The organism is Microcoleus sp. AT3-D2, assembly GCF_036705715.1.
GTDB lineage: Bacteria > Cyanobacteriota > Cyanobacteriia > Cyanobacteriales > Microcoleaceae > Microcoleus.
This window is the reverse complement of record NZ_JAUBVE010000044.1, coordinates 12,287-28,323: the sequence shown is the minus strand read 5'-3', so window position 1 is coordinate 28,323 and position 16,037 is coordinate 12,287. Positions and strand designations below refer to the sequence as shown.

Annotated in this window: 14 protein-coding genes; 10 read left to right on the top strand and 4 right to left on the bottom strand. The window is 46.9% G+C overall.

The features are described 5' to 3' along the window. Window positions 1-170: 170 nt before the first annotated feature. Window positions 171-1,148: a DNA polymerase III subunit delta gene (gene holA, locus QUB44_RS18410; RefSeq protein WP_333369752.1), complete on the top strand. Its 978-nt coding sequence runs from the start codon at window positions 171-173 to the stop codon at window positions 1,146-1,148. Between the two features lie 229 nt (window positions 1,149-1,377). After that, on the top strand, window positions 1,378-2,304 hold the full coding sequence (locus tag QUB44_RS18405) for a hypothetical protein (RefSeq protein WP_333369751.1): 927 nt from the start codon (window positions 1,378-1,380) through the stop codon (window positions 2,302-2,304). 1,329 nt (window positions 2,305-3,633) lie between these two features. On the opposite strand, the gene QUB44_RS18395 is transcribed toward QUB44_RS18405, so the two are convergent. Next, on the bottom strand, window positions 3,634-4,218 hold the full coding sequence (locus tag QUB44_RS18395; RefSeq protein ID WP_333369750.1) for an endonuclease dU: 585 nt from the start codon (window positions 4,216-4,218) through the stop codon (window positions 3,634-3,636). Window positions 4,219-4,316: 98 nt separating this feature from the next. Between QUB44_RS18395 and glpK the strand changes: the two genes are divergently transcribed. The 6 genes from glpK (at window position 4,317) to rpmA (ending at window position 8,461) form a co-directional block, all read left to right on the top strand. Then, on the top strand, window positions 4,317-5,804 hold the full coding sequence (glpK, locus tag QUB44_RS18390; RefSeq protein WP_333369749.1) for a glycerol kinase GlpK: 1,488 nt from the start codon (window positions 4,317-4,319) through the stop codon (window positions 5,802-5,804). Window positions 5,805-5,878: 74 nt separating this feature from the next. Next, entirely contained in the window at window positions 5,879-6,250 is a 372-nt protein-coding gene (locus QUB44_RS18385) for a c-type cytochrome (protein ID WP_333369748.1), read from the top strand. A gap of 186 nt (window positions 6,251-6,436) precedes the next feature. Then, a complete protein-coding gene (locus tag QUB44_RS18380) occupies window positions 6,437-6,931 on the top strand; it encodes a DUF3122 domain-containing protein (protein WP_333369747.1) in 495 nt (164 codons plus the stop codon). A 331-nt stretch (window positions 6,932-7,262) separates the two neighbouring features. Beyond that, window positions 7,263-7,478 (top strand): hypothetical protein, encoded by a 216-nt coding sequence (locus tag QUB44_RS18375; RefSeq protein WP_242716252.1) that lies wholly within the window; start codon window positions 7,263-7,265, stop codon window positions 7,476-7,478. Between the two features lie 263 nt (window positions 7,479-7,741). Then, window positions 7,742-8,134 carry a 50S ribosomal protein L21 gene (rplU, locus tag QUB44_RS18370; RefSeq protein WP_172190164.1) on the top strand — a complete coding sequence of 131 codons (393 nt, stop codon included), beginning with the start codon at window positions 7,742-7,744 and terminating at the stop codon, window positions 8,132-8,134. A 27-nt stretch (window positions 8,135-8,161) separates the two neighbouring features. Further along, window positions 8,162-8,461: a 50S ribosomal protein L27 gene (rpmA, locus tag QUB44_RS18365; RefSeq protein ID WP_190738131.1), complete on the top strand. Its 300-nt coding sequence runs from the start codon at window positions 8,162-8,164 to the stop codon at window positions 8,459-8,461. Window positions 8,462-8,765: 304 nt separating this feature from the next. Here the strand turns inward: rpmA and thiS are convergent, their stop codons facing one another. Continuing rightward, entirely contained in the window at window positions 8,766-8,978 is a 213-nt protein-coding gene (thiS, locus tag QUB44_RS18360) for a sulfur carrier protein ThiS (RefSeq protein ID WP_333369746.1), read from the bottom strand. 101 nt (window positions 8,979-9,079) lie between these two features. Continuing rightward, window positions 9,080-10,162 (bottom strand): thiamine phosphate synthase, encoded by a 1,083-nt coding sequence (locus QUB44_RS18355; protein WP_333369745.1) that lies wholly within the window; start codon window positions 10,160-10,162, stop codon window positions 9,080-9,082. 361 nt (window positions 10,163-10,523) lie between these two features. Between QUB44_RS18355 and QUB44_RS18350 the strand changes: the two genes are divergently transcribed. Beyond that, window positions 10,524-12,401, top strand: a complete 1,878-nt coding sequence (locus tag QUB44_RS18350; RefSeq protein ID WP_333369744.1) for a DUF1565 domain-containing protein — start codon at window positions 10,524-10,526, stop codon at window positions 12,399-12,401. A gap of 623 nt (window positions 12,402-13,024) precedes the next feature. Here QUB44_RS18350 and QUB44_RS18345 read toward each other — a convergent pair. Further along, window positions 13,025-13,702: a peptidoglycan-binding protein gene (locus QUB44_RS18345; protein ID WP_333369743.1), complete on the bottom strand. Its 678-nt coding sequence runs from the start codon at window positions 13,700-13,702 to the stop codon at window positions 13,025-13,027. A gap of 264 nt (window positions 13,703-13,966) precedes the next feature. Here QUB44_RS18345 and QUB44_RS18340 point away from each other — a divergent pair, with 264 nt between their 5' ends. Continuing rightward, entirely contained in the window at window positions 13,967-15,880 is a 1,914-nt protein-coding gene (locus QUB44_RS18340) for an SdrD B-like domain-containing protein (RefSeq protein ID WP_333369742.1), read from the top strand. The last annotated feature ends 157 nt before the right edge of the window (window positions 15,881-16,037 follow it).

The window sequence follows — 16,037 nt, the reverse complement described above, 5'->3', positions numbered from 1 at the left end:
CACCCGATTTACGTAAGCTTGATAAGTATCATCCAATCTTGATTTCCTCGCGGTGACAAACTCCCACACCAAATTTTATATTATGGCGCGGGCTTCCAACAGCCCAATTCAGGATATGTTGGACAAGCCTCGCGTGCAAATGTGATTTTTTTGGCTAGTGAGCGTTTTTCATGCAAATTTACCTGTTTTGGGGGGAAGACGACTTTGCGATGGCGCAAGCTGTAACAAGTTTGCGTCAAACAGTCCTCGACCCCAACTGGGCGAGTTTTAACTATGACAAAATTATTGCCGATCGAGCCGACGCTGTGGTCGAAGGGCTCGATCGAGCCTTAACGCCGCCCTTCGGTACCGGCAGCCGTTTTGTCTGGCTGGCAAATACGACTGTAACGCAGCAGTGCTCTCCTGAACTGTTAGCACAATTTGAACGGACGCTGCCGGTGATTCCCGACACCACCGTGTTGCTGCTGACATCCGTCAAAAAACCCGACAGCCGGCTCAAATCTACCAAGTTACTGAAAGAGTCCGCCGAATTTCGAGAATTTTCACCGATTCCGCCTTGGAATGACAAAGAATTAGCCCAGCGGGTGCGTCAAGTCGCAGGCGAAATGAACGTAAAATTGACCGCCACGGCGATCGAACTTTTGGCCGAATCCATCGGCAGCGATACCCGCGGGCTATACAGCGAACTCGAAAAATTGCGACTGTTTGCCGGCAACCGCAGCCAACCTCTGAACCCGGAAGAAGTTGCCGCACTGGTGCACTGTCACGCCCAGAATACCTTCCAGCTAGCCGATGCGATTCGCGAGGGCAATACCTCCGCCGCTTTGGATTTATTGGCCGGCTTAACTGGCCGCAGCGAGCCTGGTTTGAGAATTGTGGCTGGCTTGACTGGTAAGTTTCGGATTTGGCTATGGGTAAAGGCAATGATCCAAGCGGGCGATCGCGATGATAAAATTGCTCAAGCTCTAGATCTGGGCAATCCGAAACGAGTATACTATTTTCGTCAAGAAGTCAAGAATGCCAGCTTAGAAAAACTGCAAAAAAGTTTGCCTTTGCTGCTAGACTTAGAAGCTTCTTTAAAGCGGGGGCGAGAAGAAATCTCAACCCTGCAAACCAAAGTTATAGAACTTTCTAGCTTGTTTCGCTGATGCGCGACAGGCCACAGGAGCGGCCCCTTACTGTAAATTTTTACAACAAATTTCGATAGCGGCTATGTGCTTGATGCCGGATCGCCGGCCAAAAGGTCAATAGATACTAGAAATATTCTCAGAATGCCAAAGTAGAAGTTAATGTGGTAAATAAATATTGTCCGCCGAATGCCGATCGGTTAATATTATTTGCCGGCTCTCCACCCCCCCCAAAAAAAGAGCGCTACCCATGACACAACAGAACCCGCGGGAACTGCTCAAGCAAGGCGATCCAAAAGCGATCGCATCTAGCATCAACCGTACACTCAAACCCAAAGGCATCAACGCCGATGTGACGCGCGACAACGGCTGCCTCCACATAATTCTGGAGGCAGACAAAGTACCGGATCAAATGGTATTGGTCGATTTCATTCGCACCGGCATGACGAAGCTGGGACTTGAATCAATTCACACTGTAAAGGTTTACGGGCGTCGAACAGGTGAGGGATCGCCTACGTGGGAAGATGAAATTGATCTAATGCCTGCAGATTCAATGCCTTACCCCTTGGATAGTGGAATGCCTGACGACTCTGTAGGTTTAGATGATGTCGAGCCAGAAGAGGAAGACTATTATCAAGAAGGAGAATTCGATCGAGATGACGACGAGGAAGACGAAGACGAAGACGAAGATCAAGCCCCGCCTCCGAAAAAACAATTTCCCAAATGGGTAATACCTGTGGGTATCTTAGTACCTCTGGCGGCGATCGCAGGGCTTTTCTTTACTAAAACATTCCCCTTCGGCGACTCGAACCCAGAACCCATCGCCCCCGAAGCTGCTTCCCCTTCCCCGAAACCCGCATCTCCCGCGTCTAAAGCCGCTCCCACTGCTGCTGCGCCAGCAAGCCCAGCTCCAGCCTCTCCTGCACCAAAAGCCGCTGCGCCTAAGCCTGACTCTTGGAGAGAAGCCGTTAACACAGCTCAGAAGGCAGCAATTTCGGCCCAGAAGGCTCAGTCTCAAGATGAGTGGATCGCAGTAGCAAGCGAGTGGCAGCAAGCGGTTAAGCTCATGAGAGCCGTACCGTCAACCAGCCCGAACTATCAAAAGGCTCAGCAAAAAGCGGCAGAGTATCAGGCTAATCTGATTGTTGCCAACCGCAGGGCGGCAGCAGCGCCTTAAGAGTTTTGAGTTTTGAGTTTTGAGTTTTGAGTTGAATACTCGATGTGCTAAAAGTCAAAAGTCAAAAGCCAAAAGTAAAAAAACTTGTTTTTACTGAAAGCTTTCTTACTTTTGACTTTTTTCAATTTTATGAAAATTTCATTTAACTTTACCTATTGCTTTAAGTCAACAAGCTGTAATTCTTTTTCATTCAATCCTTTTTAAGCCCCTTCTAGTTTCATTTTGAACTCAAATCCGGTAGCATCGTCTGGCGTAAAATCCAGTCAACCTTCAACAATCACGGCACAGCCGGAATTGAGATAATTCACCTGCGTTAATCTGTGTTTATCTGCGTATATCGGCAGTAAAAAAAAGAGAATTTATCGGGCCGCAGCTAACAAGGAATTGACACTGATTCACGCAGATATCGAGAATAGAGAGCTGAATGATTCCGAGGCTAACAGATTTGATATGACACCAGTATTTAAGCCGATTTTTTGCTAGCTTTGGGGTAGTATACTCTAACAAGCCAGCTACTTTTCGGTTACTAAAACGTCTTGATACTTTTAATGTAGCTTTCAGGCGAGAGTCTTATGCTAGTGTAATATTTGATAGTTGACGGATATTTGATAGTTATCTTAAGTCAATACTCCGGACAGTTTTTATATAGCCCAATGGCTTATTCTCGCTTGAATTTGAACCATTGTGGATAATTAAATTAATGTCAGCTCCCCCCCTGACGCGGCATTTAATTCGACTTTATTTATAATCCTTGCCCCGCGTAAGCTTGTAGTCTCGTTCCAAAAACTGTCCGGAGTATTGAAATTCAAGAAAGTGAAATCATTCCGAGTAATTGTTTCCACCAACAAGACGGAATATGTCGCGACTAAGGACTTAACTAAGTCAGAAACAATGACGTACAAAAAGTGTGTGCCATTCGTTGGAAGTTTGTAGAATGTAACCGATAAATCAAGCAATTAACAGGAATATAGTCAAGTCGCGTGTCGGAAAGCTCGGATTCAAAAAAATTATATTGCTTGCACTTTACTTGTATGGGTAAGGCTTAAAAGTTTAGCCGCTCGGACAGGTCGAACAATATATCAAATCAAACATGGGCTGTTATCAAATTATTTAATGGAACAACTGAAATGCCCCTAGATACCAATGTTTATTGTGTAAAAAATATGGCAATAAACTGAGAGAAGTTTTGATTTTAAAAGCTGACAACCTTTGCCCTTTGTTGGAACTTTTGGAGAGGCTATAGAAGCATTTGTGATAGTTGCTTAAGTCCTGCCCACAAGAAAGTTCACGCTTTGTGGAACGGGCATCTTGCCCGTTCTTAACAATAATTCAAGCAGAACTGCCGCTAACTCCATTAATTACCGCCGCACCAATCAAATGAGCCAAACGCAAAGCTTCAGGAACTTTACCAGTGTTTGTCAAACGCTGGAGCACCCTCGCTATTACTTCTGGTTGTTCGCCGCAAACTTGAAAAAAGAAAGGTTCAAAAGCGTGAATTTTACCAGCGCGGCGCAACAATTCTAAACGGTATTCCGAGTCGGGTAAATGGCGGAGGGCTTTTTCAACAGCAGCTAAATCTGGTTGACGGCGCATGACAGCAACGCAAGGAATTTGCAGCCGCGATGCTAACTCGGGAAGGTCAATAATATTGAAGCCGCCGAAAGCAATTCCGTCTAGCAAAACCAGGTGCAATTGCGGCAGAAATTTGCCTCCGAGGAGTAGCCCAGAAATAGCATCCGTGGCATCTAATCCGTCTGGGAGGACTTGTCCCCACACCATTCCTTCAAATCGAGTTCCCCCGCAGACTATGCCCGCGATCGACACCAGACTGCCGCTTCTACGAGAAAACGGAGCGTCGTCAAAGCCAATAACCTTAATTGTGCGATCGAGCCTCAGCAAATCTGCCAGTTTCAACTTGTGGAGTTCCCTAAGCTAAAGTTTTTGAGATTAGGTTGTGTTTTACATAGTATCATATACGTTAAATAGCTCATTACTAAAAAGGTTTTAGACAATTGGCAAAAAAATACGTAGCAGCGATCGACCAAGGAACCACCAGCACCAGATTTATCATATTCGATCGCCTGGGACAGATAATTTGCAGCAACCAACAAGAACACCAGCAAATCTATCCCCAACCAGGATGGGTTGAGCACAATCCCGATGAAATTTGGCAGCGCACCCAAAGCGTGATTAAAAATGCCCTCGAAATCGGCAATATCGACCCCAAAGATATTGCTGCACTTGGTATTACTAACCAGCGCGAAACTGCAATTGTTTGGGACAGAAAAACTGGCAAGCCTTACGGAAATGCGATTGTTTGGCAAGATACCCGCACTCGCTTTATTTGCGAGCAATTAGCTGAAGTTGAGGGCAAAAATCGATTTCAAAAACGATGCGGTTTGCCGCTGGCTACTTATTTCAGCGGGCCGAAAATTAAGTGGATGTTGGACAATATTGCAGGATTGCGGGAAGCTGCAAATCAAGGGGATGCGATTTTTGGCAATGTCGATACTTTTCTGATTTGGCACCTGACTGGCGGCGCGCACATTACCGATGTTACCAACGCCAGCCGCACGATGCTGATGGATTTGCAAACCCTTGATTGGGATGCCGAAACTTTGGAAATAATGGCAATTCCCCGCCAGATGCTGCCAGAAATTCGCCCTTCGAGTCAAGTTTTTGGGATTGCAAAAGGATTACTTGCAGGTGTTCCGATTGCTGCTGCTTTGGGCGATCAGCAAGCCGCCCTCGTAGGGCAAACTTGTTTCAGTCCGGGGGAGGCAAAAAATACTTACGGTACGGGCTGTTTTATGCTGCTGAATACCGGTGAGACGATCGTCCCTTCAAAAAACGGATTACTAACAACAGTCGCCTACAAGATGGGGGAATCGCCCGCTGTGTATGCTTTGGAAGGCAGTATTGCGATCGCCGGAGCTTTAGTGCAGTGGCTGCGAGACAATTTGGGCATCATCAACACATCTGCAGAAGTAGAAACATTAGCAAATACAGTCGAAGATAGCGGCGGAGTTTACGTTGTCCCCGCCTTTTCTGGACTCTACGCGCCCTATTGGAAAGACAGCGCGCGGGGAGTAATTGCAGGTTTAACTCGCTACGTGACTAAGGCACACATTGCCCGCGCAGCATTGGAAGCTACAGCGTGGCAAACGCGGGAAATATTGGACGCGATGAATCAGGATTCTGCTGTGCAGCTTTTGTCTTTAAAAGTAGACGGAGGAATGGTGGGAAATCACACGCTGATGCAGTTTCAAAGCGATGTTTTGGGAGTGCCTGTGGTGCGGCCTGTGGTAGCAGAAACTACTGCTCTCGGTGCGGCTTATGCGGCCGGTTTGGCGGTGGGTTTTTGGAGTCAGCTAGCCGAATTGCGGGACAATTGGGCGGTGGATTGTACTTGGGAACCGAAAATGCCGATCGCACTTCGCGAACAAAAATATCGCTTTTGGAAAAAAGCAGTTTCCCGCACATTCGATTGGGAAGAATAAATCGCTGAGTTAACCCGAAAATGCGTATTTAGTGATATCATTAAATCCAGCACTATTTTTCAAATTGCAAATAAATGATTTCGCTCAAGAACTTTAAAAAAATTCTCACCGCCTTTCTATTGATACTGACACTGGCATTTGTAGAAATCGCCACTAATTCCCAAATCGCCCTCGCAGATACAGCTACAAATCCCACAACCGCAGCCGAAGTCTTCAGCACCAACTGTGCAGGCTGTCACATCAACGGCGGCAACATTATCAGGCGCGGCAAAAACTTGAAACAAAAAGCCTTAAAAAAATACGGTATGGATTCCATCGCCAACATTTCCAACTTAGTAACCAACGGCAAAGGTATTATGCCCGCTTACAAAGATCGTTTGTCGGAACAACAAATTATCGATGTTTCAGCTTACGTGCTATCCCAAGCTGAACATGATTGGAAATAAAGCGGATTATGGATATTGTCAGAGCAGGTTTAGCGTTTAACTTGGTCATCCATGAATAATATTTATACAAACAAAGCCTGCCTGCTTTTTATCTTCTATTGTTCATTCCTTAATAATCTCAAGACAAAACCTATAATTTTTCTATGTTCGGGTAAAAAAAATGTAAATTAGCAGAGGTATTGCAAGGTGAAAAAACATTATTGTTTGCCTAGAACTTTAACTATTATTAGCTTGTGCTTGTATCTGATATTAGCTAGCAGCCCGCCCGCTTTCGCGTCGATTCACAAATATCCAGAAACTGCCGAGACAGTAATGTTCCGATCCGTACAAAGCCTGCGTGATAAAGATCACAAAGCATGGCAAGTTGTTTTATACAAACGAGTCAAGTCGGGAGTAGTAAAGTCTTTAAATCTGAGATTAGTAGGATTTCCTGGAACAGAATTGCAGCACCCGGTTCCGCTGAAAGTTGCGGCGGGCAAGCGCGAAATTGGCAAGGCTAATGATATTTGGAACGAGTCCGATTTGCCAATTAATGTCGGAGAATACGATTTCAAATCAATAATTACAGAATTGGAAAGTAATCGACCTTTGCTGTTGAGTTTGCCCGTGAAAAATCAAAATGAGACACAAGTGCTGGTTCCTCCTTTTGCTGTCAGAGAATGGCGGCTGTTGTTAGAGTGAAACTAAATATACGGATTTAAGCGCACTCTACATTCAAAATCCATACAATTTTCAATGTCACAAATCGCTATGTTTAAATTATGCCTTAAGGTAGATTTAATGTATTTGAAGAATAATGCGAGCTGACAAAAACTAAATAGATCAATTTAATTGCACTGTACATTTAAAATCGCTCAAGTTTCAGGGATGTATCAAAAATAACTTTATTTACATAGACCTTAAGGTAGATTTAACCTATTTTAAGGATAATTATGAAACAAACTAAAAGCTGAGTTAGTCGGGTGACAAAACTCCAGTGTTTTAACGTAGGTGTATTCAGGGTGAAGCTACTATGACTTTAATCAGTAAAATTGTCCGCAAAGCTTTGGCAACAGGTTACTTAACGGTTGAGGCCGAAGAACAGTTGCGACAGCAGTTGCAGATGACCAAGTATGGTTTAGAAGATTTTGAGGCTTTTATTAATTTGCAAAAAGAGGTGATGGAGGGGAGGGTGAAACAGCAAGCTTTGGAATTGTTACGATCGCGCAAATGTTCTGTGACGGCTTGAATCCCGTTCGATCGACCTTTTGGAGAAATGGGATAAAAAAGTTACAGCATCTTGTATTTTTATCCCTCACTAGAATTTTCCGGCGCGATCAAACTTGACAAAACTACAACAATCCGCAATAATTGTAGATTGTCTGTCTAAATCCGGCTCGGATCAGGTTAAGACATTCCAAAAGCTGGAGAGCAGTCAGCAGTCAAAAGTCCACAACGACCAATGACCAAAGACTCATCAGCTACCTGTACGGCAATTTCAACCACCATCCCATGACTTACGCAATCATTGAAACCGGCGGCAAACAATTTCGGGTAGAACCAGGCCGCTTCTACGACATCGAACTGCTTCACGTTGAAGCTGAATCCAAAGTCACCATAGACAAAGTATTTCTGATCCAGCACGAAGGCGAGGTTCATATCGGCCAGCCTCTACTAGAAAATGCCACTGTAGAAGGAACGGTTCTCCGGCATTTCCGGGGCCGCAAAGTCCTCGTCTACAAGATGAAGCCGAAAAAGAAAACTCGGAAGAAAAAAGGGCACCGTCAAGAAACAACTCGCTTTATGATTGACTCGATTAGCGTCAACGGTACAGTCTTAGCCGCCAGAGACTTAACAGCAGCAGTTGTTGAAACCCCCCAAACCGCCGAAACTGATTCAGAATAAAACATAGTAAATACAGTTGAGGATATTATGGCCCACAAGAAAGGTACAGGCAGTACACGTAACGGACGCGACTCTAATTCCCAGCGTCTCGGTGTCAAAAAATACGGTGGTCAAGTTGTCAAAGCTGGCAACATTTTGATCCGTCAACGCGGCACTAAAGTTCACCCCGGTAATAATGTTGGTATCGGCAGAGATGATACTCTGTTTGCCATGATTGACGGTGTGGTGACTTTTGAAAGAAAAGGCAAAACTCGCAAGAAAGTCAGCATTTATCCTGTTGTAGCAGCACCTGTGGCTGAGCCCGTGGCTGAAGCTGTCGCAGTTTAATTGCGATATTTTGGGGCGTTCCTTAAGTCTCTTTTGTTTGTCTCAAAGTCTCGATCCCCCCTAGCCCCCCTTAATAAGGGGGGGACAAGATTTTTCTCAAAGTCCCTCTTTATTTAACGGGATTTAGGAGGACAAGATTTTTCTCAAAGCCCCTCTTAATAAACGGGATTTAGGGAGACAAGATTCTTCTCAAAGTCCCCCTTATTAAGGGGGATTTAGGGGGATCTATACTTGACTGCAAGCGACATTCCTAGGTTCTGTCAATTGGTGACAATTTAAGGTTGAATTTGTCACCAATTTGTGGCTAGCCTCCTCCGACAATTGTCACAATTTCCAAGATGTCGCCCTCTTGCATCTGTGTAGTTTCCCAAAATTGTTTGTGCAGAATTTCCCCGTTGTACTCCACAGCCACCAAACGCGGGTTTAATCCCAATTGTTCTAGTAATTCTGGTAACGGTGTGTTGATCGCACAATTGCGGGTTTCTCCGTTAACTTGCAGCGCAATTTGATTTATCATCAGTAAAATATCTTATCTGTTTTTGGGGCGGGTTTGGTAACAAAATTATATTTTATGCACAGATTTCCTGTGCTAAACCCGCCCTACAAATCCCAATCAACCTAGCTTTTTCCGTGCAAAGCTTTCTGAGCTTTCAGATTCTGCATCCGAATCAACTGCGAGATGAAAAACTGCGTGACTAAAGTAGGCTGTTCTGCTTCCATAATCGCGCGTACTGTGGCAACCCTTTGAGCTCCAGCATTCAATACTTCATCGAGGTTGTTGATATCAATTCCGCCGATCGCAAACCACGGAATCGGCGACTTATCAGCAGCATACCGCACATAGTCCAAACCTGCCGCGTGTTTATCAGGTTTAGTAGGAGTGTGGTAAACCGGCCCAACTCCAATATAATCTGCTCCCGCATCAATAGCTCGCTGCATTTCCTCGCCATTCGTAGTCGAACAACCGATGATCCGTCCCGGGCCGAGCAACTTGCGCGCTTCCGCCACAGGCAAATCTTGCTGTCCTAAGTGTACGCCGTCAGCACCCGCTGCGATCGCAAAATCCACGCGATCGTTCACAATCAGCAAAGCATCGTAGCGGTGACAAAGTTCGCAAAGCTGGCGCGCGTTAGCCAACTTTGCGCCGTCATCTGAACTTTTGTCGCGATACTGCACCAAAGTCAGTCCGCCTTGCAAAGCAGCTTCCACAACTCCCATCAAGTTGTCTCTCGGCGAAGTTACGAGATATAACTGCGATCGAAGTAACTGCTGGTAGCGCCGATAAGCCAGCAAATTGCTTTCGAGAGTATAAACCCGATAGCGCATCTGCTTAAAAGCCGCGCCCATATTCCGATCGTAAATTTTGCCATACTCTTCGAGTACCCGCAAAGCTTCTTCCACCCGACAGAAATTCGCCTCCAGTAGCTGCTGAATGCTCGAACGCTGCTCTTCCTGCGGGTGAGTCAACTCCGTACCCGGATCGGCCGACGTATCCCTAGCACTGCGAAGTTCTGCGACGTGCCAAGCAGCCAATTCTTGACGCAGTTGCTTGCACTCGCCAGCCAAATCGGCGTTGTTGAGACCAAACCTGCACCATTCTTCAATAATTCTCAACCCTTCGCGCGATCGATCTAAATTTGCATCTAAAATCCGGCAGAGGGCTGGCTGTGCCGGTAAAGTTCTGTTTTGTTTGTCGGTCATTCAGAACCACCCTAATTATAATTAATCCTAGCTGTCAAACCGCTACATTGTCCCACGCCGTCATTCGATTTTAGATTTTAGATTTTGGATTTTGGAGGCGACCCCACGGATAAATTCGGGGGCTTGAGGATTTTAGATTTGAGATGCTTTCGATTGATTCCACGGATAAATCACGTGGCGGATACCATCAAGAAATTCTTGGTCAAGATCGTAGCAAAGCGATCTGCCTAATTTTTACCTCAACCGATTTAATTTAGACAAATTTTTAAGTTTTATTGAATTTGAGAAAAACGAAGCATAATAGATCAAACTTGATGAGAGTGGAATCGTTAAACTGCATACCACACTTGGGAGGAGAGCCGTGAGGTTAGCAGAACAACACAAAAGATTAAGGGAGAACAACCCAAACAGGCGGGCGTATTTAAACTTCGATCGCGAAAACCTGACACGAAACACCGGAGGCGAAACTCGGCTCACAGATAAGTTGCGTTTTTTTATGCTGATTTACTCACAACAGACCTGGTGCAAAGAAAATCGATCGCAAAAATCTTGTTTGAGTTCTTGCCTTCTGCTCGTCTTTGCGATGACCGCCTTTTGCAACCCTCAACCGTCAGTTATCGCTGCCGGGATACCGGGAGTGCAACTACTTTCTCAGACCCTGGAGAGCGACATTAACATACTGTACGTCAGCTCGATCGGCGGCAGTGACACAGGAGGCAACGGCAGCGATCGAGCTCCGTTTAAAACCCTTACCTACGCCTTAAGCGTCGCCCCGCCCAAGACAGCGATTTTGCTAGCGCCCGGTACTTACAGCGAGCAAACCGGCGAAAAATTTCCATTAATGCTCAGGCCCAGCGTGACAGTTCAGGGAAATCCCAACACTCGCGGTCAGAATATTGTCATCAAAGGCGGAGGCTACTTTATCAGTCCGACTTCGGCGGGTCAAAATATCGCGATTTTAGGCGCAGATGGGGCCGGACTCAGCGGGGTGACGGTGACGAATACCAACTATCGGGGTTACGCTTTGTGGATTGAATCGAGTTCTCCGACGGTTGTTAACAATACTTTTTCTGGCAGCACTCACGACGGCATTTCGGTAGTGGGTACTTCCAGGCCGACGATTGGCGGGAATGTTTTCTCGAAAAATGGAGCTAACGGCATTACGATTTTTGGCAGTTCCCAGCCGGAAGTTCGAGATAATGTGTTTGAAAACACGGGATTTGGGGTGAATGTAGCGCAGAACGCTTCGCCTCTGCTCATCGGCAACAAAATTACTCGCAATAAAGATGGCGTGGTGGTGCAAGCTAATGCTAGACCTGTGCTGCGTAACAATTATATCGAGAGTAACCGGCGGGACGGAATTGTGGCGATCGCGAGCTCTCTGCCGGATTTGGGAACAGCAGCCGAACCGGGGGGCAATGTCATTCGTAACAACGGTCAGTACGATGTGAACAATGCAGCCAAAGGTCAAGTAATCCCAGCTTACGGCAATCAATTGTTGAGCAGCCGGACGACGGGATCGGTTGATGTGGCGGGAACTTTTACCCCTCCACCAATGGGGGGAAGTGCTTTGCAGCTAAGGGCCGATCGACCTCCCAGCATCGGTGGCCCAGACACTTCTCTCCCTGTTTACACTCCCGGACGGCTAAGTCCCAGAGTTGAAAGAGCGCCACTTCCCCCGCCTGCGCCCGTTTCAAGGCGACCGGTGCAAAATCGATCAACACAGCCAAGCGCTCAGTTGCAGCAAGAGCTTTCTCCCAGGAATGCCGCTGCTTTATCGGTAGTCCCAGGGACAATCGCAATTCCTGTGCCCGATCCGAATTATCGATCGGTTTCGGAAATTTCGGTACAGCAACCAATTATTCCTCCCAATTTTGATAGTTCGAGTTCGGTTTCTTCCGAGGGTAGATTGCCGGTTCCTGCCCGCAACATTCCGATAGGAAGGGGCGGTTATGTACCTGCACCTTTAGGGGGGAATTCTTTGCCCGATGCGGCGGATAATTCGCCGTCATTCGATCGAGCCAGAGCTTTGGGTTTCCGGTATCGAGTTGTGGTGGATACCGACAGTTGGCGCGATCGACAAAAAATGCAATCCCTCGTTCCCGGTGCTTTTCGCTCTTTTTCCAGTGGGCGACCTGTGATGCAAGCCGGTGCTTTTCGGGAACTCGAAAAAGCTGAGGAATTGCTACAAATGCTCAGCGCTAACGGTTTGAATGCTCGAATTGAGGACATTAAATGAAATGGTCATTAGTCATTAGTTAACTGTTGACTGTTGACTGTTGACTGTTGACTGTTAAATCTTAGCCAAAGACTGCTTGCTACTTCAAAAAAAAATCAAAATTTTAGGGCCTAGCATATCGGATGCCAGACCCTAAAAAGTTTGTAAATTAAGTTGATTCAAGTGGGTTTTTAGCTCTGCTGAGTTTCAGCAAACTACAACTAAGGTGGACTTTTTTGCAACTACTCTGCGGACGAGCTAGCTATCAGCGGAGTCTATTCAGACTTCTGTGTTTGACTGTGCGATCGCAACTTTTGATTCATGCAATAGCCTCAAGCTATCTAACAAATATCGAGCGCAATGTCAACCTTTCTTTGCTAATCAGCTACACGGTTCAGGCGTTGCCTGCGGACTAGAGCCGATCGGGACAAATACTCTAATTCCAAATTTTTTATCCAAGTTTTTTGTGCTTCTTGGTTTTGTCCCTCATGTTTTTAAGTTAACACCAACTGCGCGCATGAAAACACTTTGTTTACCAAACTTGACACTTTTTGATGTGATGAAATACTTCCAAAAGCGATTATTAACAATTTGTACGATCGCTCGACCGCGCAACGTGCACACCCGGCACTTTTCGCTTGCTGTCAACGCAGCAGAGCTTCCCAAGTTGCGCGGCCGACAATGCCGTCTGCGGGCAATTGGTATTGTCGCTGAGCCGCTTTGACAGCAGCTTGAGTTTCCGGGCCGAAAACGCCGTCAGCACTCACCCGCAAAAATCCCTTGGCCCGCAGCCGCTCTTGCAAATCTCTGACAGCAGGCCCCCGCATTCGTCTTCTCAAAACTGGAAAATTGGTTGGCTGCGCTTGGGGGTTAATCTCTGAGTTGTCGCCATTTACAGGATTGTTAGCGATGGGGTTTTCGATCGCGCTCGGAGTCGCAGGAAACAGCCGATTCCAAGTATCTTGACCGACTATTGCGTCGGGAGCCAGGCCAGCAGTTTCCTGGAACTGAGACACAGCTCTAGCGGTGCTTTGTGAGAAAATCCCGTCTACAGTGCCAGTATAAAAGCCCAACAATTGAAGAGCAGCTTGGAGTTCGATCACTTCCTCGCCGCGGCTGCCCAATTTGATTGCGGGGCGGACGATCGCACCTGTTTGAGCGATCGGGCTGTTAATGTTACCTTGTTCGGAGATAGGTAGCTGTGCTGCAACAGGAGTAGGGGCGATCGAGCCTATTGCCAATAAACCGCACAAACTCCAGCCGAAGAGCAAACTCGGAACATCGCGGGCTTTATTCCAGCTTGCTATCAAGTTTTGGGACATTGGGAATTCGACCTCTGCAAAACTGGTAGCGATCGTACATCAAATCTGGAAAAAATTGCGAATTTCGGCATAGGGAATTGGGCATCAGGCATTAACTGATTCCCTGGCTATGTCTGCGAACCAGTTAACTCAAAACTCACAACTTTCTCCCCTTCCCTTTCCTAAAAATAATTTATCCCTCTCAAATAGCTGCAATTGGCAAAAAAACTGCTAGATTGCCCTACAGAAAACATTGAACCGCGTTCATTGGGCCCCAGCAACACCATGTCCGAATTCAGAACCGCCAGCCAAATAGACATCGGCAACGTCAACATCGGGAACTTCCAAGTCGGCAGCATCAGCGGCACCAAATACAACGACTTCAACGCCAACGGTCTCCCAGATCCCGGAGAAGTCCCCATTCCCAACTGGCAAATCTACCTCGACCTCAACAACAACGGCCAGCCAGAATTTAACGAACCTTCCACCGTCACAAACGCGCAAGGCAACTACATCTTCGCCAACCTGCCGCCGGGAACTTACCAAGTTAGGGAAGTCCAGCAGCCGAATTTTCGCCAAACTACCCCAAATCCCGCACCCATCACGATTACCAGCGGCACCAACGCTGGCAATATCAATTTTGGCAACAACTTTAACGCAGGGACGATCGCAGGCACAAAATTCAACGACATCAACAACAACAGCAGCCGAGATCCCGGGGAACAAGGGCTAGCTAACTGGCAAATTTACCTCGACCTCAACCGCAATAACAGGCTCGACGGCGGCGAACCTGTTACTTTGACAAACGGTGAAGGCAATTACGCTTTTGTCAATATTCCCGCAGATACATATTTGGTGAGAGAAGTCCAGCAACCGGGTTTTCTTCAAACCACGCCTGACCCCGGCCCGGTTAACGTTACTTCCAACGCCACTGTCAACAACATCAATTTTGGCAATGTCTTTTTTGTCGGCAGCATCAGCGGTGTCAAGTTCAACGACCTCAATGCCAACAGCGTCCGAGATGCGACAGACCCGCCTCTGACAAACTGGCAAATTTACATAGACCTCAACGGCAACAGCAGCTTTGATCCGGGCGAACCCAATACCATCACAAACCCGCAAGGCAACTACACTTTTGCCAATGTTTCTCCCGGCCGATATTTGGTGAGGGAAGTTCAGCAACCGGGATGGGTACAGACTACGCCAAATCCAGGCCCGATCGACATTACCGGCAATACCAACGCTGTCGGCGTCAATTTCGGCAACAATTTTCCTACCGGCAGCATCAGCGGCTTCAAGTTCAACGATCTCAACGCTAACGGTATCAACGAACCGACGGAACCGAGAGTTGCCAACTGGCCGATTTACCTTGATTTCAACAACAACGGCAGTTTAGATCCGGGCGAACCTTCGACTTTAACCAACCCCGAAGGTAATTTCTCTTTTATCAATTTGCCTCAAGGAACCTATGTGGTGAGGGAAGTCCCGCAGCCCGGTTTTCAACAAACCACGCCAAATCCGACTCCGATTACCGTGGGCAACGGCACAAATGCCACTAATCTCAGCTTTGGCAACGTGTTGGTAACGGGCACGATCAGCGGTGTGAAATTTAACGATTTTAACGCCAACGGCATCCTAGATCCCGGGGAACCCCCGATCGCCAATACTCAAATTTACATCGACCTCAACAATAACAGCAGTTTAGATCCGGGTGAAGCGAGTACCTTCAGCGACCTTCAGGGCAATTACAGTTTCCGTAACGTTCCGGTAGGTAGTTATGTTGTTCGCGAAGTTCCGCCCCCCGGTTTCATTCAAACGACTCCGCCTGCGGTAGTTGTGGTCTCGGCAGAGATTGCGGCCAGCAGCATTGATTTGGTGACTGGAGAGGCTGACGGTAGGTCGGCTAAATCCTTGGGCGACCCGCTGACGGATACCAGTAACTATGTGGGCGAACCTGCAGGCAATATTGGGGCGGATAGCTTGCTTTTGAGCCAGGGTCATGATAGTGATCAAATTAGTAAATTTTTGAGTGATGGATATTTTGCAAATTTAGGCAATATTCCTAACTTTGGGCAACAGAATGTCGGTCTGGAGCCTAATGCACAAATTGGTACTTTTGTCAACACAAATGAATTAAATAATGGGGCGATCGCTCACTCGTTTGGGCCGATGGTCGCGAGAGATTTCTCGGTTATGTAGGGGGACACAAAACTCGATCGCCCCGAATCCCCAACCGCAGATAAAAATCCGGAAGAGATTAAAGGGCGATCGCGTGATACCCTATTGTTGGCAACCTCCAACGCATAGCCAGAGTTCCGGGAAGCCCAAAGCTGGCTTGTATATGAGGAGCAAGATT

What these genes read in the sequence shown, in the direction of transcription:
- thiS (WP_333369746.1), bottom strand. Translation starts at nt 8,978, where the DNA reads ATGATAAATCAAATTGCGCTGCAAGTTAACGGAGAAACCCGCAATTGT.
- QUB44_RS18385 (WP_333369748.1), top strand. Translation starts at nt 5,879, where the DNA reads ATGATTTCGCTCAAGAACTTTAAAAAAATTCTCACCGCCTTTCTATTG.
- holA (WP_333369752.1), top strand. Translation starts at nt 171, where the DNA reads ATGCAAATTTACCTGTTTTGGGGGGAAGACGACTTTGCGATGGCGCAA.
- QUB44_RS18345 (WP_333369743.1), bottom strand. Translation starts at nt 13,702, where the DNA reads ATGTCCCAAAACTTGATAGCAAGCTGGAATAAAGCCCGCGATGTTCCG.
- QUB44_RS18375 (WP_242716252.1), top strand. Translation starts at nt 7,263, where the DNA reads ATGACTTTAATCAGTAAAATTGTCCGCAAAGCTTTGGCAACAGGTTAC.
- rplU (WP_172190164.1), top strand. Translation starts at nt 7,742, where the DNA reads ATGACTTACGCAATCATTGAAACCGGCGGCAAACAATTTCGGGTAGAA.
- QUB44_RS18340 (WP_333369742.1), top strand. Translation starts at nt 13,967, where the DNA reads ATGTCCGAATTCAGAACCGCCAGCCAAATAGACATCGGCAACGTCAAC.
- QUB44_RS18355 (WP_333369745.1), bottom strand. Translation starts at nt 10,162, where the DNA reads ATGACCGACAAACAAAACAGAACTTTACCGGCACAGCCAGCCCTCTGC.
- rpmA (WP_190738131.1), top strand. Translation starts at nt 8,162, where the DNA reads ATGGCCCACAAGAAAGGTACAGGCAGTACACGTAACGGACGCGACTCT.
- QUB44_RS18405 (WP_333369751.1), top strand. Translation starts at nt 1,378, where the DNA reads ATGACACAACAGAACCCGCGGGAACTGCTCAAGCAAGGCGATCCAAAA.